Source organism: Mycobacterium botniense, assembly GCF_010723305.1.
Lineage (GTDB): Bacteria > Actinomycetota > Actinomycetes > Mycobacteriales > Mycobacteriaceae > Mycobacterium > Mycobacterium botniense.
Genome location: NZ_BLKW01000004.1, coordinates 81,076 through 104,037, shown reverse-complemented (window position 1 = coordinate 104,037; position 22,962 = coordinate 81,076). Strand labels below are relative to the sequence as shown.

At 66.0% G+C, this 22,962-nt stretch carries 18 protein-coding genes and 1 pseudogene; 15 read left to right on the top strand and 4 right to left on the bottom strand.

Going from position 1 to position 22,962, the window contains the following annotated elements; genetic code table 11:
• Positions 1–3: 3 nt before the first annotated feature.
• Entirely contained in the window at positions 4–750 is a 747-nt protein-coding gene (gene cobF / locus G6N08_RS10720) for a precorrin-6A synthase (deacetylating) (RefSeq protein WP_163757153.1), read from the bottom strand.
• 160 nt (positions 751–910) lie between these two features.
• Between cobF and G6N08_RS10715 the strand changes: the two genes are divergently transcribed.
• From G6N08_RS10715 to G6N08_RS10705, 3 genes are all read left to right on the top strand, one after another.
• On the top strand, positions 911–1,813 hold the full coding sequence (locus G6N08_RS10715) for an AurF N-oxygenase family protein (protein ID WP_163757151.1): 903 nt from the start codon (positions 911–913) through the stop codon (positions 1,811–1,813).
• 299 nt (positions 1,814–2,112) lie between these two features.
• Positions 2,113–3,126 carry a DUF4873 domain-containing protein gene (locus tag G6N08_RS10710; RefSeq protein ID WP_246216822.1) on the top strand — a complete coding sequence of 338 codons (1,014 nt, stop codon included), beginning with the start codon at positions 2,113–2,115 and terminating at the stop codon, positions 3,124–3,126.
• 82 nt (positions 3,127–3,208) lie between these two features.
• Positions 3,209–4,075, top strand: a complete 867-nt coding sequence (locus G6N08_RS10705) for an LLM class flavin-dependent oxidoreductase (RefSeq protein WP_163757147.1) — start codon at positions 3,209–3,211, stop codon at positions 4,073–4,075.
• Positions 4,076–4,078: 3 nt separating this feature from the next.
• On the opposite strand, the pseudogene G6N08_RS10700 reads toward G6N08_RS10705, so the two are convergent.
• Positions 4,079–4,891: pseudogene (locus tag G6N08_RS10700) on the bottom strand (enoyl-CoA hydratase/isomerase family protein).
• A 64-nt stretch (positions 4,892–4,955) separates the two neighbouring features.
• Here G6N08_RS10700 and G6N08_RS10695 point away from each other — a divergent pair.
• A complete protein-coding gene (locus G6N08_RS10695; protein ID WP_163757144.1) occupies positions 4,956–5,873 on the top strand; it encodes an SAM-dependent methyltransferase in 918 nt (305 codons plus the stop codon).
• Here G6N08_RS10695 and G6N08_RS10690 read toward each other — a convergent pair.
• Together G6N08_RS10690 and G6N08_RS10685 are read right to left on the bottom strand one after the other, a co-directional pair.
• Positions 5,870–7,801: a fumarylacetoacetate hydrolase family protein gene (locus G6N08_RS10690; protein ID WP_163757142.1), complete on the bottom strand. Its 1,932-nt coding sequence runs from the start codon at positions 7,799–7,801 to the stop codon at positions 5,870–5,872. The two genes, G6N08_RS10695 and G6N08_RS10690, sit on opposite strands and share 4 nt — an antisense overlap.
• Positions 7,802–8,050: 249 nt before the next feature.
• A complete protein-coding gene (locus tag G6N08_RS10685; RefSeq protein WP_163757140.1) occupies positions 8,051–10,312 on the bottom strand; it encodes an ATP-dependent DNA ligase in 2,262 nt (753 codons plus the stop codon).
• A 210-nt stretch (positions 10,313–10,522) separates the two neighbouring features.
• On the opposite strand from G6N08_RS10685, the gene G6N08_RS10680 reads away from it, so the two are divergent.
• The 11 genes from G6N08_RS10680 (at position 10,523) to G6N08_RS10630 (ending at position 22,750) form a co-directional block, all read left to right on the top strand.
• The gene (locus G6N08_RS10680) at positions 10,523–11,929 is read left to right on the top strand and encodes a mannitol dehydrogenase family protein (protein WP_163757138.1); all 1,407 of its coding nucleotides are present in this window, start codon (positions 10,523–10,525) and stop codon (positions 11,927–11,929) included.
• Complete coding sequence (locus tag G6N08_RS10675) at positions 11,929–12,870, top strand: carbohydrate kinase family protein (protein ID WP_163757136.1); 942 nt, start codon at positions 11,929–11,931, stop codon at positions 12,868–12,870. The genes G6N08_RS10680 and G6N08_RS10675 overlap by 1 nt, the downstream gene beginning before the upstream one ends.
• A 172-nt stretch (positions 12,871–13,042) precedes the next feature.
• The gene (locus G6N08_RS10670) at positions 13,043–14,305 is read left to right on the top strand and encodes an adenylate/guanylate cyclase domain-containing protein (RefSeq protein ID WP_163757134.1); all 1,263 of its coding nucleotides are present in this window, start codon (positions 13,043–13,045) and stop codon (positions 14,303–14,305) included.
• Positions 14,306–14,420: 115 nt separating this feature from the next.
• Positions 14,421–15,326: a non-homologous end joining protein Ku gene (gene ku / locus G6N08_RS10665; protein WP_163757132.1), complete on the top strand. Its 906-nt coding sequence runs from the start codon at positions 14,421–14,423 to the stop codon at positions 15,324–15,326.
• A 178-nt stretch (positions 15,327–15,504) separates the two neighbouring features.
• Complete coding sequence (locus tag G6N08_RS10660; protein WP_163757130.1) at positions 15,505–15,837, top strand: DUF4286 family protein; 333 nt, start codon at positions 15,505–15,507, stop codon at positions 15,835–15,837.
• Between the two features lie 428 nt (positions 15,838–16,265).
• A complete protein-coding gene (locus G6N08_RS10655) occupies positions 16,266–17,057 on the top strand; it encodes an SDR family oxidoreductase (protein ID WP_163757128.1) in 792 nt (263 codons plus the stop codon).
• A 10-nt stretch (positions 17,058–17,067) separates the two neighbouring features.
• Complete coding sequence (locus G6N08_RS10650) at positions 17,068–18,144, top strand: NAD(P)H-dependent amine dehydrogenase family protein (protein WP_163757126.1); 1,077 nt, start codon at positions 17,068–17,070, stop codon at positions 18,142–18,144.
• Positions 18,145–18,232: 88 nt separating this feature from the next.
• Complete coding sequence (locus G6N08_RS10645) at positions 18,233–19,513, top strand: Nramp family divalent metal transporter (RefSeq protein WP_371869015.1); 1,281 nt, start codon at positions 18,233–18,235, stop codon at positions 19,511–19,513.
• On the top strand, positions 19,514–20,572 hold the full coding sequence (locus G6N08_RS10640; protein WP_163757122.1) for a poly-gamma-glutamate hydrolase family protein: 1,059 nt from the start codon (positions 19,514–19,516) through the stop codon (positions 20,570–20,572). It abuts the gene before it with no gap.
• 52 nt (positions 20,573–20,624) lie between these two features.
• On the top strand, positions 20,625–21,872 hold the full coding sequence (locus G6N08_RS10635; RefSeq protein WP_163757120.1) for an MFS transporter: 1,248 nt from the start codon (positions 20,625–20,627) through the stop codon (positions 21,870–21,872).
• Positions 21,873–21,931: 59 nt separating this feature from the next.
• Positions 21,932–22,750, top strand: a complete 819-nt coding sequence (locus G6N08_RS10630) for an LLM class F420-dependent oxidoreductase (protein WP_163757118.1) — start codon at positions 21,932–21,934, stop codon at positions 22,748–22,750.
• Positions 22,751–22,962: the final 212 nt, after the last annotated feature.

Below are 22,962 nucleotides of genomic sequence, written 5' to 3'. Positions count from 1 at the left end.
CGTTCAGTCTGCCGAGCGCAGCAGGTAGGTGTCCATGATCCAGCCGTGCCGGGCCCGCGCGTCGGCACGCAGCGACGCGATCCGTTCCCCCACCTCACCTACCCTGCCTGAGACCAACAGCTCGTCGTCGGTGCCTAGATAGGCGCCCCACCAGATCCGGGTGTCGGCAGGGCACACCCGAAACGAGCACTCGGCGTCGAGCATGACCACCGCCGAGCCCGACAGGCCGTTCACGCGCAGCTGCCGACCCGTGGTGATCAGCACCGGTTCACCGACTTCGGTGAGCGGGATGCGGTGCCGGGCCGTGAGCGCCTGCACGGCGGTGATCCCCGGGATGACGTCGTAGCTGAGGTCGATATCGGCGGCGACGGCATCCAGGATGCGCAGCGTGCTGTCGTAGAGCGACGGGTCGCCCCAGGCCAGGAAGGCGCCCACGGCGCCGCAGTCCAGCTCGGTGGCGATGGCGCTCGCCCAGATCCGCGCGCGGGCAACGTGCCAGTCGGACACCGCCCGCCGGTACTCGCCGCCCGCCGACCGGGGCGGGTCGGGCAATTCGACGAACCGGTAGCCGGGCTCGCGGATGAACCGCTGGCAGATTCGACGTCGCACCGCCACGAGGTCGCTTTTGGCTTCGCCTTTTTCCGGGACAAAGAACACGTCGGCGTCGTTGAGCGCCTCGATCGCCTGGACGGTGATGTACTCCGGATCCCCGGCACCGATGCCGATGACGTGGATGCGCCGACCCGCCACGCGCGCCAAGCCTAGTCCGCCGGGTCTCGACCAGCGAGCACGGCGATCAGCTCGCCGGACCGCTCACCGACACCCGAGGTATCCGGTACCATGGGTATTGACATCTTGCTCACGTTTTCCCTACCGTCTGGAGCCGACGCCGATGAAGGGAACGTCCAGCATGACTACTGCGGTGAAACCAGGCGGCCCGACCCGTGAAGAGTTCGCGGAGCGGTTGCTCAAGGGTTCGGTCAAGAAGTCATATCAGCCGATCGTCGACATCGACTGGGACGCACCGCTGGACCCGGACAAGTTCTTCCTGCCGCCCAAAACCGTGTCGCTTTACGGCACCCCGATGTGGGAGCAGATGACCCGGGCGCAGCGCATCGAGCTGTCCCGGCAGGAGTTCGTTAACACGCTTTCAGCCGGGATCTGGTTCGAGAACATCCTCAACCAGGCGTTGCTGCGCCGGCTCATGCACGAGGACCCCACCGCTTCCGAGTCGCACTATGCGTTGACCGAACTCGGTGACGAAACCCGCCATATGGTGATGTTCGGCAAGGCAATCGAACGGGTGGGCGCCAAGCCCGTGCGCCCGCGCCTGTATCACCGAATCATCATCAACACCCTGCCGCTGCTGTTTCGGGGCTCGATGCTGTGGGTCGCGGCGCTAATCGGTGAAGAAATTTTCGACGCGCTGCAACGGCAGATGATGGACGACCCCGAGCTGCAGCCAATGGTTCAGCGGCTGATGCGCATTCACGTCACCGAAGAAGCCCGCCACATCCAGTTCGCGCGCGACGGTCTGCGCCAGCGGGTCGCTGAGATGCCGCGGTTCAACAAATGGTTTATGGCCAACATCAACGGGCTCGGCGGCCTGTTCTTCCGCTATCTGTTTACCAATCCGGTGCCCTATGCACGGGCCGGCCTGAACGTGCGCCAGGCGCGTGAAGCCGCGCGCAGCAATCCCCGTCGTCACGAGGTCCAGGTGGCCGGCTTTGCTCCACTGGCGGCGTTCCTGACTGAGCTGGGCCTGATGGGTCCGCTCGCACGGCGGGGCTGGAAGCGCGGCAAGTTCCTGTGAACCCCGCGCCTGCTGACGGCCTCCACCACATAATCATTGTCGGCGCAGGTGCCCGTGGCCGCTGCGCCGGTTCCGGATTGCTCAAAGCCGGCGTCACCGATTTCGTCATCCTGGACAAAAGCCAGCGGTGCGCCAGCGCCACCCCGGCTGCGCTGGACGCGCGCCTGCGAATCGGCCAGGAGATCGTCAGCTCCGTGTTCGACGACAACACCGACAGCTGGACGCTGAAAACCCGCGCCGGGCAGACCTGGCACGCTCGGGTGGTCATCGCCGCGCACAAGCCTGTATACCAGCCCTGGATTCCGGAATTGCTTGGGCACGAAGACTTTCGAGGTAGGTGGTTTCACGCGGCCGCGTGGGACAGCGATTTCGATCCGGCCGGTCACCACGTCGCCGTGGTCGGCACGGATACGACGGCGGGCCAACACCTCAGTCAGCTGGCCGGCTCGGCGGCTTCGGTCACGGTGTTCGCCTACCCGCCACGCCGGCTCGTCCCCCGGCCGGCGTCCCGCGTGACCCGTGCCACACGCTGGTTACGTTGCCGTGTGCCCGGCGCACCGGTACTCCGCGCGCAGCAGCATTCACCCAAACTGGTGAACGCGACCATCGACGCCGTCACCCCGGCGGGTATCCGAACCTGCGACGGCGTCCACCACAACGTCGACACCATCATCTACGGCACCGGGTTTACCATCCCCGACGGGGTTTCCGACGACACCCTGGTCGGCTCCGGCAAAGTGACAATCGCACAGGCGTGGTACGACGGTATGGAGCCCTACCTGGGTGTGGCGGTCCACGGTTTCCCCAACTACTTCCTGCTCACCGGACCAGACATCGACGCACAGACACGTTTCATCATCGAGTGCCTGGGGCTGATGGCACACACCGCCAAGACCCGCATCGAAGTACGCCGCAGCTACCAGCAGGTATTCAATGAGCGCGTACACTTGCGGCGTCCCCGCTATGGGCCGGCACCGTCGGCGTTCGACCTGTCGTGCGCTGCAGACGGCGACGGAGCCTACGACGGCCCGGCCACGCTGACGATCACCGGCACCGATCACGAGGTGCGTGTCCGGCTGACCGGCTACTTGGACCCGATCGACGGCCAATATCATTGGCAGGGAATGGTTTTCCATCAGCTCTCGGATGATCTCGTCAAACACCCACGACCGGTCACAGTGACCATCGGCCAACGCAGCGCCTCAGCGCGTCTCACCGAACGAACGCCGTGGGGCAGTCACGCGATCGCCGGCGTCGGCATGCCGCCGTTCGCGCCGGACAACGCGCTGACCGTCGGCCAGTTGCCGGCGTAGACCCCGTCAATGCGGATACCCACGAACCGCTGGCAACCTGCAGAATAGCCGCGGTGCCGATGACAGCTCATGAGGAGATAACGTGCGGTTCAGCTATGCAGAGGCAATGACCGACCCGACGTTTTACATACCGCTGGCGAAGGCGGCTGAGGCAGCCGGGTACACGAGCATGACGATTCCCGACAGCATCGCCTACCCGTTCGAGTCAAACTCAAAATACCCCTATACACCCGATGGCAGTCGCGAATTCCTGGACGGCAAACCCTTCGTCGAAGCGTTCGTCTTGGCCGCGGCGCTGGGCGCGGTCACGACCAGGCTGAGGTTCAACTTCTTTGTGCTCAAGCTGCCCGTCCGGCCCCCCGCCCTGGTAGCCAAGCAGGCCGGTTCCCTGGCGGCGCTGATCGGTAACCGGATCGGCCTCGGGGTCGGCACTAGCCCGTGGCCGGAAGACTACGAGTTGATGGGTGTTCCATTTGCTCAGCGGGGCAAACGAATTGACGAGTGCATTGCGATTGTGCGAGGGCTCACCGGCGGCGACTATTTCGAGTTTCACGGCGAGTTCTACGACATCCCCAAAACAAAGATGACCCCAGCTCCCACCCAGCCGATCCCTATCCTGGTCGGTGGGCACGCCGACGCGGCGCTGCGCCGCGCAGCCCGCGCGGATGGGTGGATGCACGGCGGCGGCGACCCGCAAGAGCTTGACCGGCTTATCGCCAAGCTCAAGTGTTTTCGCGAGGAGGAGGGTCGGAGCGGTCCGTTCGAGATCCACGTCATCTCACCGGACGCCTACACCGTGGACGGCGTCAAGCGTCTCGAGGACAAGGGCGTCACCGACGTCATCGTGGGATTTCGTTTCCCCTATGTCAAAGGCCAGGACACCCAGCCGCTACAGGCCAAAATCAGCAGCCTGGAAATGTACGCCGAGAAGATCATCACGAAAATCTGAGCATTACAGCGGATCCCACACTGGAGGTCGCTTCTCCCGACGTGCCCTGGCGGCCTCAATCGGATTGTTGGTGAAACCGCTGATGATCTGGGTGCGGTTTTCGATCTCCTTGGCGTGCCGCAGGCTGGGCGCATCCAGTGCGGTGTTGAGGCCGATCTTGGTTTGTCACACTCCGTAGGCATTGTTCTCGAGGATCGAGCGGGCCATGCCCACCGCGGCGGTCATCAACGTGTCGGACGCCACCACCTCGTGCACCAGCTTGATGCGATAGGCCTCGGCGGCGTCGATGATGCGCCCGGTCAACATCAGTTCGCGCGCCACTCCGGCACCGACGATTTTCGGCAGCAGATAACTGGTGCCCATGTCCATCGAAGAGAACCCGGCCTTGATGAACGCCGAACTGAACCGGGCGTGTTCGGAGGCGATCCGGATATCGCAGTGCAGCGCGAATGCCAAACCGCCCCCGACCGCGGCCCCGTTGACCGCGGCGATCACCGGGATGGGGAGCTCGTAGAGGCGGGTGAGCTGATCGGCCAGGCGCACCTGCGCGTCATAGCTGGTCTTGAACGCTGGTGTCGTTGAGCCGGTCGCCGGTTTGGTCCAGGGCTCGCCGGTACCGCTCAGGTCGGCGCCGGCGCAGAACCCGCGCCCGGCGCCGGTGAGGATCGCCACCCTGAACTCCCCGTTGCTCAGCACATCCAGCGCGTGGTCCATGGCGTCGATCAGCGATCCGTCGATCGCGTTTAAGAGCTTGGGCCGGTTCAAGGTGACGCAGGCGATGTTGTCCTCAAGGGTTTCCAGTTCTACTGCGGCCATAGCGCCACCGTAGGCGAGCAGCACTCTACGGTGGAATCGAGGGCCAGGGTCAAAAGGAGTGACGATGGCGCGCACCGAGGATGACAGCTGGGATCCGGCAAGCAGTGTCGGGGCCACCGCAACGATGGTCGCCGCGGCCCGGGCAGCCGCGAGCAGGCGCCCGCAACCGGTGATCAGCGACCCGTTCGCCGAGCCGCTGGTGCGGGCGGTCGGCGTGGATGTGTTCACCCGGGTGGCCGCCGGGGAGCTGCAAGACGCCAGCGTGGACGGCGGTGTCGGGTTTCCGCGGATGATCGACACGTTTGCCGCCCGCACACGGTTTTTCGATGAGTTCTTCGCCGAGGCCGCCAGGGCCGGCATTCGCCAGGCGGTGATCGTCGCGTCCGGGCTGGACACCCGCGCGTACCGGCTTTCGTGGCCGGCGGGGACAACGGTGTATGAGATCGACCAGCCGGCGGTGATCGCATTCAAGACTGCGATACTGTCGCAACTCGGCGCACAACCCAGCACCGGCCATCGCCCTATCGGTATCGATCTTCGCGGCGATTGGCCCACCGCGCTGCGGCGCGCCGGTTTCGATACCACCCAGCCCACCGCCTGGCTGGCCGAGGGGGTGCTCATCGGTTTTTTGCCGCCAGAAGCCGAGGTCCGGCTGGTGGATCACCTCACCGCGCTCAGCGCCGCGGGCAGCCGGTTCGGCGCCGACTACGGGTCGGTCACGGGTCAATCCGAAACCGCGCAGCAACAGGCGCGGGCCGTCGCGGATCGCTGGCGCGACCATGGCCTGGATCTCGACATTGCCGAGTTGACCTACCCCGGCGAGCACATCGACGTGGCGGCCCACCTGCAGGCCAGCGGGTGGGACACCACCAAAACCACCCTGGATGATCTCCTTGCCGCCAGCGGGCTGCCTGCGCTGGCCGGCCCCGGCGGGCCGCCCATTCCCATCGCGTATGTGCGCGCGACCCGAAGGACACCTTAGGCGCGTTTAGCCAACCACTCGGCCTGCATCCCCAGCAGCGCGAGCATCTCCATTTTCGGTGTGTCCGGGTCGAGTTCACGGTAGCGCTGGTAGATGTTGACGACGACCCGCTCGGCGTCCAGCCACGTCGCGTACTCGCCGAGGTCGATAGTGTCAGCGGCCTCGAGAAACGACAGGCCCTTGCGGTAGGAGGCCTCGGCGTGCTCAGCCACGTGAAGCAGATACCCGCGGACCGCGCGGATTCCGCCCACATCGGTCACTGGGCCGTGTCCCGGCACCACTGTCGACGCGTCGAGCCCGATCATCGTGTCGCAGGCAGCGACCCAGTTGGCGATCGGCCCGGCCCACACGATCGGGGTGCACCCGACGAACAACAGGTCACCGGCGAACAGCACACCCGCGTCGGGCACGTGCACCACCGTGTCCGCGCCGGTGTGGGCGGGCCCCAGGTTTAGCAGCCGGACTTCCCGGCCGCCCGCGTCCACGGTGAGTTCACGGTCGAACGTCACGTCGGCGTTGCGTAGCCTGATGCCGCTGAAGTCGAAGTGCCCGAAGCGGTCTCGTGCATACCGGGTGGCTACCGGACCCAGGTCGGCGACCTGGGTCATCGCCAGCATCTCCGGCGCCATCCCCTGGGCGATCTCGTCGGCGGTGCCCTTGGCGGCGATGATCCGCACCGAAGCGTCCAGCAGCTGGTTGCCGTGGGTGTGATCGCCGTTGGAATGGGTGATCACCGCCTGGGTGATGGGCGCGTCTACGGTGATCGGCTGCATCGCGGCCAGCATCTCGCGGGTCAGTGGCAGGTCGAACAGGGTGTCGACGAGCAGCGACGCCCCCTTGCCGGCGATTAGCCCGGCGTTGCTCCAGCCGTATCCCCCGTCCGGCAGCGTCCAAGCCCACACCCGGTTGCCGACCTCGTGCAGGCCACGGGTATAGGGCAGCTTTGGCGAGGCCGGATTAACCCGCGGCACTTCAGGTTTCGTATCTGGATCCGGCCGTACCGCTAGCCGTTTCGGGGGCGCGCTCGCACGCACGGTTTGGCGGATCTCCCCCAGCCCCTGCACCCGGAGCGTGACCACGTCGCCGTCGTGTAACCAGCCCGGAAAAGAGCCCAAGTCGCTCAGGTGCTCGACGAGCGTGCAGGTGGGCACCGTGCCGGAGCCGAACACGTCACCCGGGGCGAGTGTCACGCCGCGCGAGGCAAAGGAGATGACCTCACCGAAGGTCCAGTCCATCGTGGCGGTCGACCCCGAACCGATCACCCTGTCGTTGACCAACGCGCTCACCTGCAGGTTCAGCTTCCCGTCGTGGCGGTAGGGCTCGAGCTCGTCGGGGGTGACCAGATAGGGGCCCAGCGTGACACCGCTGTCTTTGCCTTTGCCCTGACCGATCCCCAGCTGGGCCTCCAGCTGTTGGAGGTCCCGCGCTGACCAGTCGTTGAAGATCGTGTATCCGATGATCGCCTGTTCGGCTTGCTCGACCGACAGATCTCTGCCAGCTGTTCCGATGATCGCGGCGATCTCCAGTTCGAAGTCCTGCCAAGCACTTCCCGGAGCTGTCGGAGCGTCGTCGTAAGGTCCGAGAACTGTTGACGGACAAGCGAAGTAGAACGCCGGGATGCGGTACCAGCTGTCTGTGAGCACCCGGCCGCGGCCCATCGCGGCCTGGCAGTTGCGCATATGATCCAAAAAGCACAGGCAGTCGCGGATCGAGGGCGGCCGCGGAATCGGCGCCATGAGCCGCACCTGGTCGAGACGCGTCACCGTGTCGGGTGATCCCAGCGCCTGTTCGCCGGCTTGGCGCAGCCCGGCGGCGCCGCGCCCGATCAGCTCTAGCAGCGTAACCCCCGCAGGCAGCGCGTGTATCGTGTCGCCGGAGACGACTCCGACGCGTTCCTCGTCGTCGCTGCGAAATGTCGCCCACCGCATAGTGGTTTGCTCCTCGAATCAGCGGTCAAACCGGTGGCCTCGGCCGCCCCGCCTCATGGCCAGCGCCTCGACGAGGGTCGTCCGACGCGGCAGCATGGCATCAAGCGTCCCACCCCGGTGTGCGTCGATGATATCGCCCGCCACGTTCCGCAGTTTTTCGTCCGCGCTCTTTTCGGCCCAGCGCCGGAACACCGCGGTTCTGCTCTCCGGCGCCGATCCGGCCCGTGTCGGACGGCGTTGAACCGCAAGTCATTCCCGCACCACGTCGTCGGGCGTTTTGTCGGGCCGCAATCCGCGCCAACTCGGTTGGCGCAGCCGTCCTTCTGGTGTCCACTCGCTGTAACGGACTTCCCCGACCAGTCTTGGTTGGACGAAGGTGACGCCTTCGGCGTCCCGGCCGGAAAGCGTTCCGATAAAAGGGGATCGGCTGGTCTTCAGCGGTTCCAGCATCTGCTTGAGTTCGGCGAGGGCGCGTTCGGTGAAGCCGGTGCCCACCCGCCCGGCGAAACGCAGACCATGCTCGGTCGGAATACCCACCAGCAGCGAACCGATCCCGCTGGTGCGCCCGCCTTCGCCGGCGCGCCATCCGCCGATGACCACTTCCACCGTTTTCCACAGCTTCTCCTTGATCCACGATGCCGAGCGCCGGCCCGGTTGATACGTGGAGTTGCGTTTCTTGGCGACCACACCTTCCCAGCCGTGTTTTCGGGAATACTCCAGAGCTGCCGGGCCGTCGCCGGGCAGCAGCGGCGGGACAGCCAGGTCACTGCCGTCGGCCAGGGTTTCCAGTAGACGACGCCGGTCGCTGTATTTGGCCCGCAGCAAAGAGCGGCCGTCCAGGTAGAGCAGGTCGAATGCCCAGAACTCGAGGCGCGTTGCGCGGCTGCGGTTTTGCATCTCAGTGAACCGCGGCACCCCGGATTTGTCGAGAGCGACCACCTCCCCGTCGAACACCAGGTAGTGGTCTGCGAAATCTTCTGCCATCGAGTGTAATCGGGGAAATTCCTTGGTGACGTCGCGACCGCTGCGGGAACGCAGCCGCACCCGGCCGTGGTCAGCGTCGACCAGCAGCCGGTAACCGTCCCACTTGCCTTCGAACGCCCACTGGCCGGACTTCAGGGCTGCCACCGAACCCTCGGTGGCCAGCATGGGGGACAACTCGTCGAAACGGAAAACCTTCTGGTCTTTCATCCGGTGCACGAGCCACTGGTCGCCGTTTGTGCGGATCAGCGCGTAGCGCCCGCTGATCCGTTTGCCGTGCAGGGTGATGATGACCTCGTCGTCGCGGAACTTCTCGGTGTCGTAAGTGCCCGAGTCCCAGATGACCACGCTGCCGGCACCGTATTGCCCTTTGGGAATGGTGCCCTCGAAAGTGGCGTAGTCGATCGGATGATCCTCGGTGTGCACCGCAAGATGGTTCACCGACGAGGTCTTGGGAAGGTTTTTCGGCACCGCCCACGACACCAGCACCCCGTCGCGTTCCAGGCGGAAGTCGTAGTGCAGCCGTCGGGCGTGGTGTTCCTGAATGACGAACGTATTATTATGGCCAGTAACAGGTTTCGGGACAGATACTGGCTCCGGGGTTTTTGTCACGTCGCGCATGCTGCGGTATTTGGTCAGCCGGTCGGTCTGCACCTCGGGATCCAGCGGCGCCAGCAGATCGCCATCCCGGGCCACCCGCTTGAGCACTTCGTCGTAGCGCAATTGACCAAGCGCGTTGTCGTCGAGTTCTTCCCAGGTGCGCGGCGCGGCGACGGTAGGGTGTTCGCGACCGCGCAGCGAGTAGGGCGCCACGGTGGTCTTCGACCCGTTGTTCTGGCTCCAGTCCACGAACACCTTGCCCGCCCGCAGGCTTCTGGTCATGCTCGTGGTGACTCGCTTCGGCATTGACCTTTCCAGTTGCTGCGCGATGCGTTTGGCCAGTATGGTGGCGCCCTTAGTACTGACCGGCTTGTCCAGTGGGGTGTAAAGGTGCAGTCCTTTGCTGCCGCTGGTCAACGGATAGGTGGTCAGGCCGATACCGGCGATCAGGTCTCGCACAGCACGGGCCACCTCGGCCAGCTGGGCCATCGTCACACCTTCCCCAGGGTCGAGGTCGAACACCAATCGCGTTGCCGGACCGGGTTTTAGCTCTTCACCGCCTGTCGACTCGGCGACGAACCGCCACTGCGGCACGTGCACCTCCAGCGCCGCCTGCTGGGCGATCCACGCCAGCGCGGCGGGGCTGTCGATGATCGGATAGGTTGTGGTTGCTGACCGATGAGTCACGCTGGCGCGGGATAGCCAGGCCGGCGCCGACGCGGCGAGCTGTTTTTCGAAAAACGACGCCTGGTCGACCCCGTTGGGCCAGCGCTTTCGGGTGGCGGGACGGCCGGCGATGTGGGGCAGCATCACCTCGGCGATGTGGGTGTAATAGTCGAACACATCGCCTTTGGTGGTGCCCGTGGCCGGATAGAGCACCTTGTCGGCGTTGGTCAGCGTCACCCGCGGCCGAGCCTGGGCCGGTTTCATGCTGTCAACGTACGTCGATCGGCGCCCCGGCGGGCGCTCGCGGCGATTGCGGAAAGCGGATGTAGCCCGGCTGGGCCACACCTGCCACACCAGCACCAGCCAGCCTCTCACCGGTCGCGGCGTGACCTCCCCGGCGAGGCCACTTCGGGGGTGAGGCGCCTCCATTGCCGTGCCCGGTCCGTCGTACGGTCGAGACGTGGTTGGGGTGCGATGCGACTGAACGCTGCCACGGTGCAGCGACTACCGATTGCCGCGCCGGGCTATGACCGAAACCGCGTCGGCATCGGCATCGCGCATATCGGTGTCGGCGGGTTTCATCGGGCCCATCAGGCCGCCTACCTCGACCGGCTGTTGCGGCGCGGCTTGGCCCGCGAGTGGGGCATCTGCGGGATTGGGGTGCTGCCGGGCGACGCCCGGATGCGAGATGTGCTGCGCGCCCAGGACGGGTTGTACACGCTGATTTCGCCGCAGCCCGGCGGCGGCCGCGACGCGCAAGTGATCGGCTCGATCATCGACTACCGCTACGCGCCCGATGAGCCGGAGGCGACCATCGAGCTGCTGGCGGCACCCACCACCCGGATCATCTCGCTGACCATCACCGAGGGCGGGTATGCCGACCCGGACGGGCCGGCGTTCGCGGTGATCGCCGAGGCGTTGGCCCGGCGCCGCGACCGGGGCCTGGCCTCGCCGACGATCGTGTCGTGCGACAACGTCGAAAGCAACGGGCAAGCCGCCCGGCGTGCCCTGCTGGCGCGGGCCGAACATCGTCATCGCGGTCTGGCCGAGTGGATCGGCGAGCACACCCGCTTCCCGTGCTCGATGGTGGACCGGATCACCCCGGCCACCACACCGGATGTCATTGCTGGGCTGGAACGTGACTTCGGTGTTGCCGACCGGTGGCCGGTGCTGGCCGAGCCGTTCGCCGCCTGGGTGCTCGAGGATGACTTCTGCGACGGCAGGCCTCCGTTGGAGGAGGCTGGCGTCCTGCTGGTCGATGATGTCGGTCCGTATGAGTTGATGAAGCTGCGGTTGGTCAATGCCGGCCACCAGTGCCTGTGCTACTTCGCCTCCCTGTGCGGGTACCGGTTCGTCCACGAGGCCGCCCGCGACCCGCTGCTCGTAACGTTTCTGCGGGCCTACCTCGATTCCGAAGCCACCCCGACGCTGCCACCGGTGCCGGGTATCAATCTGGATGAGTACAAGCGCACCCTGATCGAGCGGTTCACCAACCCCGGTGTGCCCGATACCGTCGCGCGGTTATGCGCCTACGCCTCGGATCGCGTCCCGCGATGGCTGCTGCCGGTCATCCGTGCCAACCTGGCCACCAGCGGGCCGATCGAGCTGGCGTCGGCGGCGGTGGCCAGCTGGGCCCGCTACGCCGAGGGTGTCGACGAGCACGGTGAACCGATCGAGGTCGTCGACCAGCTTGCCGACACGGTGGTGGCGATCGCCCGCTCGCAGCGCGCACATCCAACCGCGTTCATCGAGAACGCCACGCTGTTCGGGGATCTGGCACGGGCGCCGCGCTTCGTCGAGGCCTACCGCTGGGCGCTGGACTCGCTGCATCGCCACGGGGCCCGCGCGACGCTGCAGGCGTTGCTGCGCAGGGACGCCTGATGACGCGTGGACTGGTGATCGGTGAAGCGCTGATCGACATCGTCGAGCGCGACGGGCAGGTGCACGAGTATGTCGGCGGCAGCCCGCTCAACGTCGCTGTCGGGCTCGCACGGTTGGGCCGCGATGTGGATTTCCTGACCCACATCGGCGACGACACAGCTGGCCAGCGCATCACCGAATACATCAATTCCTCTGGTGCACAACTTGTTCCGGGAAGCATCAGTGCCGGCAGGACATCGACCGCGCGGGTGACGGTGCGCGAAGACGGATCGGCAGACTATGTGTTCGACGTGCACTGGCAACTTTCCGGTACGCCGGCGGTGACGCCACCGCTTGTCGTGCACACCGGATCCATCGCCGCCGTGCGCGAACCGGGGTGCCCGGCGGTCGTAGCGCTGATCGACACCTACCGGGTGTCGGCCACAGTCACATTCGACCCCAATGTCCGTCCCGGGCTCGTCGACCCGGATCGGGCCCGCCAACGGATCAGGCACCTGGTCGAGCGCAGCGACGTCGTCAAAGCCAGCGCAGAGGACCTGCGCTGGATCGACCCCAACCGTCCCCCCGAGCGGATCGCTCAGACGTGGTTAACGCTGGGCGCCTCCATCGTCGCGGTCACCAGGGGTGAGCAGGGCGCGATGGCGGTATGCGCCGCCGGTGCGACCCGGGTAGCGGCCCGACCGGTGCGGGTCGTCGACACCATCGGCGCCGGCGATGCGTTCATGGCCGGTTTGATCGACGCGTTGTGGCGGCTGGGCCTGCTCGGCGCCGGCCGACGCGGCGAACTGCGGCGGATACCGCTTGACACGCTCACCGCCGCGCTCGAGGCGGCCAGCCTCACCTCGGCGCTCACGGTCGCCCGCGCCGGTGCTGACCTGCCCGATCGGGCCGCGCTGGCCGCTGCCGCGGCGACCACCTCACTGCCGGCCCAACCCGCTTGAACCGCGTTAACACGGCTCCACGTCAGCTAACGTATCGGTTGCACGAGAAGGGAGGCGGTCGGGGCCGAAACTGTCGGTGCACATGGTGCGCGCCGTTCGACCCCGGCGAGGCCAGACGATAAACGCGGCTGCCCCCGGCAATGACAAATGGCCGGGGGGCGAGGGGATACCGATGGGTGGTGGTTTGCTCTCCCGGCGCCCCGCTGCTGCCCACGATCTCACAGCATGGGCGGGACGCATCGGTGCCACCGCAACCGACACCGACGAAACGGCCCTGCAGAAGCGTCTGGCCGTGGTGCTGTGCGCAGGCACCATACCGCTCACCGCGCTGTGGAGCGTGATCTACCTGCTGGTGCACGTCCCATTGGCCGCCGCGGTGCCGGCGTTTTATTCGGTCTTCACGCTGGTGAACACCGCGTTTTTCGCCTGGACCCGCAATCTGGCGTTGTACCGATCCACCCAACTGCTGCTCATCCTGATCCTGCCGTGGCTGGTGACGATCGCCTTGGGCGGCTTCCGGCAATCGAGCGGCGTCATCATCTGGGCGGCACTGTGTCCCGTGGGTTCGCTTCTCCTGCATGAGCTCAGGCGGACGCTGCTGTGGATCGCGGGCTTCGTCGCGCTGCTGATTGTGACGGCGCTGCTGCAGCCCCATCTGGTGCCTGGTCACCTGCCCGACGCCTTCGTCACCTGGTTTTTCGTGCTCAACCTCGGAGCGGTGATCACGATCGTGTTCGGGCTGCTGCACTACTTCGTCAGTCGCCGCAACTTCTTTCAGAAACGCTCGGAGATGCTGCTGCTCAACATCCTGCCCAGGGAGATCTCCGAGGCGCTGAAAACGCAACCCCGCGCGATCGCAGCCCATTATGAGGGCGCCAGCATCCTGTTCGCCGACATCGTGGGGTTCACCCCGATGGCAGCGAGCATGACACCGCTGAGGCTGGTCGATCTTCTCAACGAGGTGTTCCAGTGTTTTGACACGCTTGTCGACACGTACGACCTGGAGAAAATCAAGACGATCGGCGACTGTTACATGGTCGCCGCCGGCGTGCCGCGCCCGCGCGCCGATCACGCCCAGGCCCTCGTCAACCTGGCGCTCGATATGCGAGCCGAAATCGGCTCGCGCATGTTCGGCGGGCGGCGGCTTGCTTTCCGTATCGGCATCCACTCCGGGCCGGTGGTCGCGGGCGTCATCGGCCGTAAGAAGTTCGCCTACGATCTGTGGGGCGAGACGGTAAACATGGCCAGCCGCATGGAATCTCACGGCGAGAGCAACGTCATCCAGATCACGCGCAACACCTTCGATCTCGTGTGCGACGAATTCGATTGCGAAGCAAAGGGGACGATCGAGGTGAAGGGGGCGGGACGCGTCGAAACGTGGTGTGTGACCGGAAGGAAGCCCGCCGGTACTCGCGGCACGTCCTGCACCATGTGAAATGTCCGAATACTTGCCGCCTCGGGTGGTCGTTTGGCACAGGCCGGTAGCTGGTACCGCCGTGACATGTTTGGCTGGCCGCGTATGGGGGCGATGATGTGGGCATACTGGCTGTATGCGGTCCATCTGGAAGGGCTCGATCTCGTTCGGGCTGGTCAACGTCCCGGTCAAGGTGTACTCCGCCACCGAGGACCATGACATCAAATTCCATCAGGTGCACGCCAAAGACAATGGACGCATCCGTTACAAGCGGGTCTGTGAGGTGTGCGGCGAGGTGGTCGACTACCGCGATGTGGCGCGCGCTTACGTATCCGACGACGGTCAGCTGGTGGTGATCACCGACGAGGACATCGCGACGTTGCCCGAAGAGCGCAGCCGTGAGATCGAGGTGCTCGAGTTCGTCCCGGCCAACGAGCTTGACCCGATGATGTATGACCGCAGCTACTTTCTGGAGCCGGACGGAAAATCGACTAAATCATATGTGCTGCTTGCTAAGACACTGGCCGAGACCGACCGGGTGGCGATCGTGCATTTCGCCCTGCGTAACAAGACGCGGCTTGCGGCGCTGCGGGTCAAGGATTTCAGTAAGCGCGAGGTGATGGTGGTCCACACCCTGTTGTGGCCGGACGAGATCCGCGACCCCGACTTCCCGGTACTCGACAAGAAGGTTGACATCAAGCCCGCCGAACTCAAAATGGCTGCGCAGGTGGTCGAGTCGATGGCCGAAGACTTCAACCCGGACCGCTACCGAGATACCTACCAAGACCAGCTGCGCGAGCTGATCTCAGCCAAACTCGAAGGAGGAGAGGCGTTTTCCGTCGAGGAACAACCGACCCAACTGGATGAGACCGAAGATGTCTCCGACCTGCTGGCCAAGCTGGAGGCCAGCGTGAAGGCACGCTCGGGCGATGACAAACCGCCGACCAAGAAGGCACCCACCACGAAGGCGACCGCGAAGAAGGCACCCACCACGAAGGCGACCGCCAAGACGGCGACCGCCAAAGCGGGATCCAAGCCCTGACCCCGGGATGGCCGCTGACGGTGTGCCGCCGGTGTGATGGGCCGAACCTATCCCGGGGCCGGCGCGAGCATCGCCAGCTCAATGGTGTTCGGCCACGTCGCCGCCCGTCACGCCGCCGGCCGCAGGGTGAACGGCGAAAAGAGCTGTTGAATAAGCAATTCGGGAAAGGAGAGTGAGCATGCCCAGAGGGATCATGTATGTGGAGTCGGCGCCGGTCGCACCGGATCGCGAGGCGGAATACCACAAGTGGTACAACGAGGTTCATCTGCCGGAGATCATGGCGATCGACGGCTTCGTTTCTGCGCGTCGCTTCGCGCCGCTCGACGGCAACGGGCCATTCGTCGCGGTCTACGAGCTTGACACCGATGACCTGCAGGCGGCTGCCCAGCGGTTGTTCGAAGCCGGTCAAAGCGGGCAGATGTCGTCGCTGGAGCTGCTGCAGATGGATCCCCCGCCGGTGCCGCGGCTCTACCGTGAGATCTACGCGACCGAGCCCGCGCGGGAGACATGATGACCCACGACCGACCGCCGGACGTGCGGCGGCGCATCTACGCGTTGATGGTGCTGATGAAAGCGGCCGACGACCGGCTCACCTGAAGCCCCGCCACCGGCGAGCTCAGCTGCGGGTGCTGGCCGTCACCGACTACGGCATGCCCGGTGTTCGCGTCGACGGCAACGACCCGCCGGCCGTCACCTCAGCGCTCGACGAGGCGCCGCAGCGAGGCCGCGGCCATGCAGTCCGATCCGGTCCCCCGGCTGCGCAGCCACCGTGGCGCAAGGCGCACCGATGGCATCGGCACCGAAATCGGGGTGATCAGGTCATAGCCGCCGCGGGTGAACCCCGATCGCCTGTTGCCGGCACACCCCGGCCGGCCGACAGCCACGGGGAAGAATTAGAACCTGTTCCAGAATGCGGCCGGGCTTGTTACGGTGTCGCCCGTGATCCTTGACAAATTCCGGCTCGACAACAAAGTGGCCGTCATCACCGGCGCGGGCCGCGGCTTGGGCGCCGCCATTGCCGTGGCCTTCGCCGAGGTCGGCGCCGACGTCGTCATCTCCTCACGAACCCAATCCCAGCTCGAGGCGGTCGCCGAGCAGGTCCGCGGCGCGGGCCGGCGCGCTCATGTGGTCGCCGCCGATCTCGCTCGTCCGGACGCGACCGCTCAGCTGGCCGGGCAGGCGGTGGAGGCCTTCGGCAAGCTCGACATCGTCGTCAATAACGTGGGCGGCACAATGCCCAACGCGCTGCTGAACACGTCCACCAAGGACCTCAAAGACGCGTTCACCTTCAACGTCGCCACCGCGCACGCGCTGACCACCGCAGCGGTGCCGCTGATGCTCGAGCACTCCGGCGGCGGAAGCATCATCAACATCACTTCGACCATGGGCCGGCTGGCCGGCCGGGGTTTCGCCGCCTACGGCACGGCCAAAGCCGCCCTCGCCCATTACACCCGGCTGGCCGCGCTGGACCTGTGCCCCCGCATCCGGGTCAACGCGATTGCGCCCGGATCGATCGTCACCTCCGCGCTGGATGTGGTGGCCTCCAACGACGAGCTGCGCAGCTCGATGGAGAAGGTGACACCGCTGCGCCGGCTCGGTGATCCTGCTGAGATCGCCGCGGCCGCAGTCTATTTGGCGTCGCCAGCGGGCGGTTACCTGACCGGCAAGACACTTGAGGTGGACGGGGGGCTGACCTTCCCCAACCTCGACCTCCCCATCCCGGATCTTTAAGGAGCCCACGATGCCCATCCCCGTCGTGCAAATCGGCACCGGCAACGTCGGCGCGCATGCGCTGCGGGCACTGATCACCAACCCGGAATTCCGGCTCACCGGGGTCTGGGTCTCGTCGGATGCCAAGGCCGGCAAAGACGCAGCGGAACTTGCCGGACTTGATGATCCGACCGGCATACACGCCAGCACCGATCTGGGCGCCGTGCTGGCCACCAGCCCACAATGCGCGGTCTACACGGCGATGGCCGACAACCGGCTGCAGGAGGCGCTGGAAGACTACCGCCAAATCCTCGCCGCCGGAGTCAACGTCGTCGGCAGCGGCCCGGTTTTTCTGCAGTACCCATGGCAGGTGATCCCCGACGAGCTCATCAAACCTTTAGAAGATGCGGCACGCGAGGGTAATTCAAGCCTTTACGTCAACGGAATCGACCCGGGTTTCGCGAATGATCTGCTGCCGCTGGCGTTGACCGGCACCTGCCAAAGCATCGAGCAAGTGCGCTGCATGGAGATCGTCGACTACGCCACTTACGACAGCCCGGTGGTGATGTTCGACGTCATGGGGTTTGGTAAGCCCATCGACGAGATCCCCATGCTGCTGCAGTCAGGGGTGCTGAGCATGGCCTGGGGTTCGGTGGTGCGCCAACTGGCCGCGGGCCTGGGTATTTCGCTGGACCGCGTCGAAGAGATGTACGTCCGCGAACCGGCCCCAGAAGACTTCGACATCGCCTCGGGCCACATTCCCAAGGGCAGCGCCGCCGCATTGCGGTTCGAAGTCATCGGTGTTGCCGGCGGCGCGCCGGCCGTCGTCCTCGAGCACGTCACGCGGCTGCGCGAGGATCTCTGCCCGAACTGGCCGCAGCCCGCACAGCCCGGCGGTTCGTATCGCATCGAGATCACCGGTGAGCCGTCGTATGCGGTGGATGTCTGCCTGAGCAGCCGAAACGGCGATCACAACCATGCCGGCCTGGTTGCCACCGCGATGCGCATCGTCAACGCGATCCCGGCGGTGGTGGCGGCCGCACCCGGTATACGCACCACCCTGGACTTGCCGCTGGTGACCGGCCGGGGGCTCTACACACCGGTCTGACACCGCACGCCGTGCCGGAATCGAGCCGCCCAGACCGTCGGCGCGCTGACCGTCCCAGCCGGTCATGGCACCGGTGACCCGCTGAAGTGTGTTTCGATACCCTCAATTTGGTATCCGGCAGGTCGGCAAAGGCGGTGCATTGGCGCAGGAAACCCAGGCCCCGTCGCAAACCGGCTGGTATCCGCTCGGACCTGCGTTCGTTGCCGCAATCGCCTATGTCGACCCGGGCAACGTGGCCGCCAATGTCAGCGCCGGGGCGCAGTTTGGCTATCTGCTGCTGTGGGTCGTCGTTGTCGCCAACGCAATGGCCGCGCTGGTGCAGTATCTTTCAGCCAAGCTGGGGCTGGTGACCGGAACCTCACTACCCCAGGCGATCGGTCGCCAACTCGGCCGCCCCGCCCGGCTGGCGTATTGGTTGCAAGCCGAACTCGTCGCAATGGCAACCGATCTGGCTGAAGTGATTGGCGGAGCTATCGCACTGCGCATCCTGTTCGATGTGCCGCTGCTGATCGGCGGCATCCTCACAGCCGTGGTGTCGCTGCTGCTGCTGACGGTCCGAGACCGTCGCGGCCAGTTCTGGTTTGAGAATGTGATCACCGGGCTGCTGCTTGTCATCGCGATCGGTTTCGCGGCCAGCTTCTTCGTAGCCACACCGCCTCCCCACGACGTGCTCGACGGCATGCTTCCCCGCTTTCGTGGTACCGAAAGCGTGCTCCTGGCTGCTGCGATGCTCGGCGCCACGGTCATGCCGCACGCTGTCTACCTGCATTCGGGGTTAGCCCTCGACCGGCACGGTCATCCCGCGGAGGGAGCCGGCAGGCGCCGGCTGCTGCGGGTCACCCGCTGGGACGTTGGGTTGGCGATGATAATCGCCGGAGCGGTAAATGCGGCGATGCTGCTGGTCGCCGCGCTCAACCTGCACCATCGCAGGCCCAGCGGCACTTCCATCGAAGGTGCCTATGCTGCGGTCCACGACACACTTGGCGCGACGGTTGCGCTGTTCTTTGCCATCGGATTGCTCGCCTCCGGCCTGGCCTCGGCGTCGGTGGGCGCCTATGCCGGTGCGTTGATCATGCAGGGACTGTTGCATCGGTCCGTTCCGATGCTCGGGCGCCGGCTGATCACCTTAGTTCCCGCCGTCACGATACTGGCCAGCGGTGTGGATCCGACCCGGGCGCTGGTGCTCTCGCAAGTCGTCCTGTCGTTCGGCATCCCGTTTGCCGTGCTTCCGCTGGTGCGGCTGACCAGCAATCCCGCGCTGATGGGCTCCCACGGCAACCACCGCGTGACCACGGTGGTTGGTTGGCTGGTCGCCGTGCTGGTTAGCCTGCTTAACGTGGTGCTGATCTATCTGACAGTGACTCGCTGAATGCTGGTTGCCCGGCACGCCTACTTCGCATACGGGTCTAACCTGTGCGCCCGGCAGATGGCGCGGCGCTGTCCGGATGCGAGCAATCCGCGGCCCGCGGTGCTCGCCGACCACGACTGGCTGATCAACCAGCGTGGGGTGGCCACCATCGATCCGTTCACCGGGACCGACGTGCACGGCGTGCTCTGGCAGATCTCCGACAACGACCTGGCCAGATTGGACCGCGCCGAAGGGGTGCCGGTGCGCTATCGGCGCGACCGGCTGACCGTGCACACCGAAGACGGGCCATCACACGCCTGGGTTTACGTCGACCACCGGGTGAGTCCCGGTGCGCCACGGCCCGGCTATCTCGACCGCGTCATCGGTGGCGCCATCCAGCATGGACTGCCGCACCGCTGGATCGAGTTCCTGCGGCGTTGGGATCCTGCGCGGTGGCCTCGGCCGCTGGTGCAGCCTTCGCGGGCGCCGCACTCGCTTTCGGCGCTGCTCTCCGGCACCGGCGTGACGGAAGTCAGCCACCTACGGTCGCGTTTCGGGTTTTTGGCCATTCACGGCGGGGGGCTGGAGCAGATGACCGATGTGATCGCGGAACGCGCCGCCGCGGCGGCCGATGCCTCACTCTATCTGGTGCGGCACCCCGATCGATATCCACATCACCTGTCGTCAATTCTGTTTCGCCCTGAGGAATCACCGAGGCTGGCCGCGTTCCTCGATCACGTCGAGGTGGCGATCTCGCTCCACGGCTACAGCCGGTTCGGGTGCAGCACCCAGTTGCTGGCCGGGGGCCGCAACCGCGGCCTCGCGGCCCATCTGGCCCGTCACATCGCTATTCCCGGCTACCAGGTGATCACCGATCTTGACGCCATCCCGGTCGAACTGCGCGGGCTGCATCCGGACAACCCGGTCAACCGGGTAGTCCGCGGTGGGACACAGCTGGAGCTGCCGGCGCGGGTCCGGGGGATCGGCCCGCGGAGCGCACCACCCGGCGAGGATGGGTTGTCACCGGCGACTTCGGCGCTCGTAGGCGGCTTGGCGGCCGCGGCCCGGTCCTGGGGCTGAGCTGTCCGTGCCGCGTTGCGCGGTCGCGGCCGAATGCCCGAATATTCGGAGGATGGCCCGACAGGACACGCTGACAGCGTCGGCGCGGGACCGTATGGCCCTGCAAGCACTCAATTTCTTCATGGCCGACATGGAGGCCGGCATGGGCCCGTTTCTGGGGGTGCTGCTGGCCAGTCGCGGCTGGACCACCGGCATGATCGGCACCGTCATCACATTGGGTGCGGTCGTCGGGATGTGCACGGTCGGGCCGGCCGGGGCACTGGTGGACACCACCACCCGCAAGCGGGCTGTCGTCATCGCGGTGGGTCTGGCCGCCGTGGCGGCTTCCGCGGTGATCCTGACATCGCGGCAGTTCTGGGTCATCGCTGCCGCGCAGTCCGTCATGTGCATCTCCGGAGCGACGATCGCCCCCGCGGTGATCGGTATCACGCTGGGGCTGGTGGGTCAGGCCGGATTCACCAGTCAAAACGGCCGCAACCAGGCCTATAACCACGCCGGCAATATGGCCGGGGCCGCCCTCGGCGGGCTGCTGGGCTGGGTATTCGGATACCCCGGGGTGTTCTGGCTGGCAGCGGGGTTCGCGGTGGTCAGCATTGTCGCCGTGCTGGCCATCCCCGCGGGCCACATCGACCATCATGTCGCGCGCGGCGAGGCGCCGGCCGATCAAGCACCGGTCAAGCGGCTGCGGGTATTGCTCGAGTCCCGGCCGCTGCTGGCGGTGGCCGGTGCGGTGATGCTGTTTTGGCTCGGGAACGCCGCGATGCTGCCGCTGTATGGACTAGCGGTGGTCGCCACCCACGCCAACCCGTTCACCACGGTGGCCAGCACTGTCGTCGTCGCGCAGACGGTGATGATCTTCACATCGCTGGTTGCGATGAGGATTGCCCAGACCCGCGGCTACTGGCTGGCCATCCTGATCGCGTTTACCGCATTACCGGTGCGCGCACTGCTTGCCGCAGGGGTCATCACGGCCTGGGGCGTCATCCCGGTGCAGATTCTCGACGGAGTCGGGTCGGGCATGCTCTCGGTGGCGGTGCCGGGGCTGGTCGCCAGAATCCTCGACGGTACCGGCCATATCAACGTGGGCCAGGGCGCAATCATGGCCGCGCAGGGCCTCGGTGGCGCGCTGAGCCCTGTGCTCGGCGGGTTTATCGCTCAAATATTCGGCTTTCCAACAGCTTTCATAACACTTGGTGCACTGTCGTTGGGATCGCTGGTTATCTGGCTGGGGTTCGCGCCCGTGCTGCGCCGCGCAGGTAACCACGTGCCGGACGCACCGGCTGCGGCCGAGCTGACCTGAGCGGGGCGTCTGGTTGTTCGGCGCGTAGCATCGAAGCGACCCTGAAACGGAGGTGGCTGGTGGTCAAGGAATTCCGCTTCGGAGTAGGTATCCGTGCGGTCAGGTCGGCCACGGCCCTGCAGGACAAGGCGCGGCGGCTGGAAGGTTTGGGCTTCGACATTATCTATCTGCCCGACCACCTTGGCGCCCCGGCACCTTTTCCCGTGCTCACCGCGATCGCCTTGGCCACCAAGACGGTTCGAGTGGGCACCTACGTACTCAATGCATGCTTCTACAAACCTGCCCTTTTGGCCCGCGACATCGCGGCGGCGGATCTGCTCAGCGACGGTCGGCTCGACGTCGGCCTGGGCGCAGGATACGTGCGGGAAGAGTTCGAGGCCGCTGAGCTGCCCTACCCCAGCGCAGGGCGTCGGGTGGAATACCTTGAGCACGTCACGACCTACCTCAAGCAGCGCCACCCCAATGTGCCGATCCTTATCGCCGGCAACGGCGACCGGCTGCTGACGGTGGCCGCCCGGCACGCCGATACCGTGGGGCTGACCGGTGCCCGTGTGAGCGGGGTCAGCGATCCGCTGGCGGAGCGCGTCGCCTTTGTCCGCAATGCCGCCGGTGACCGGTTCGATCAGCTTGAGCTGAACCTCGCGATTACCGCGGTTCCCTCGGACAATTCCGGGATTCCCGACCTGTCGCTGACCCGCCGTTATGCGCCCACACTGTCCGACGAGGAGCTGCTGACGATGCCGGCGGTGCTCACCGGGTCACCCCGGGACATGGCCGACACGTTGCGGGGCTACCGCGAGACCTATGGGCTGAGCTTCTTCACCGTCCAAGACGGCCATGCCGAAAGTTTCGCCAAGGTGATCGCGGAGCTGCGCTGAACGTGCAGAATAGGCCGCCGGCCGGTCGCCCCTCCCCGGAAACGTCACAGAACGCAGCCGGTACGTGGTGAGCTGGCGGCAAACCTGCGAGTTCCCGTCAACAGCGCAGGTATTCCGACGGCACGCCCGGAACCCAGAGCATCGGCGAACCGGCATACGGTGGCACCGTCGATGCGAATTCAGAAGTTCGGAGAGCACCGGCGCAAAAGCTA

What these genes read in the sequence shown, in the direction of transcription:
- G6N08_RS10715 (WP_163757151.1), top strand. Translation starts at nt 911, where the DNA reads ATGACTACTGCGGTGAAACCAGGCGGCCCGACCCGTGAAGAGTTCGCG.
- G6N08_RS10695 (WP_163757144.1), top strand. Translation starts at nt 4,956, where the DNA reads ATGGCGCGCACCGAGGATGACAGCTGGGATCCGGCAAGCAGTGTCGGG.
- G6N08_RS10690 (WP_163757142.1), bottom strand. Translation starts at nt 7,801, where the DNA reads ATGCGGTGGGCGACATTTCGCAGCGACGACGAGGAACGCGTCGGAGTC.
- G6N08_RS10685 (WP_163757140.1), bottom strand. Translation starts at nt 10,312, where the DNA reads ATGAAACCGGCCCAGGCTCGGCCGCGGGTGACGCTGACCAACGCCGAC.
- G6N08_RS10680 (WP_163757138.1), top strand. Translation starts at nt 10,523, where the DNA reads ATGCGACTGAACGCTGCCACGGTGCAGCGACTACCGATTGCCGCGCCG.
- G6N08_RS10675 (WP_163757136.1), top strand. Translation starts at nt 11,929, where the DNA reads ATGACGCGTGGACTGGTGATCGGTGAAGCGCTGATCGACATCGTCGAG.
- G6N08_RS10670 (WP_163757134.1), top strand. Translation starts at nt 13,043, where the DNA reads ATGGGTGGTGGTTTGCTCTCCCGGCGCCCCGCTGCTGCCCACGATCTC.
- ku (WP_163757132.1), top strand. Translation starts at nt 14,421, where the DNA reads ATGCGGTCCATCTGGAAGGGCTCGATCTCGTTCGGGCTGGTCAACGTC.
- G6N08_RS10660 (WP_163757130.1), top strand. Translation starts at nt 15,505, where the DNA reads ATGCCCAGAGGGATCATGTATGTGGAGTCGGCGCCGGTCGCACCGGAT.
- G6N08_RS10650 (WP_163757126.1), top strand. Translation starts at nt 17,068, where the DNA reads ATGCCCATCCCCGTCGTGCAAATCGGCACCGGCAACGTCGGCGCGCAT.
- G6N08_RS10640 (WP_163757122.1), top strand. Translation starts at nt 19,514, where the DNA reads ATGCTGGTTGCCCGGCACGCCTACTTCGCATACGGGTCTAACCTGTGC.
- G6N08_RS10635 (WP_163757120.1), top strand. Translation starts at nt 20,625, where the DNA reads ATGGCCCGACAGGACACGCTGACAGCGTCGGCGCGGGACCGTATGGCC.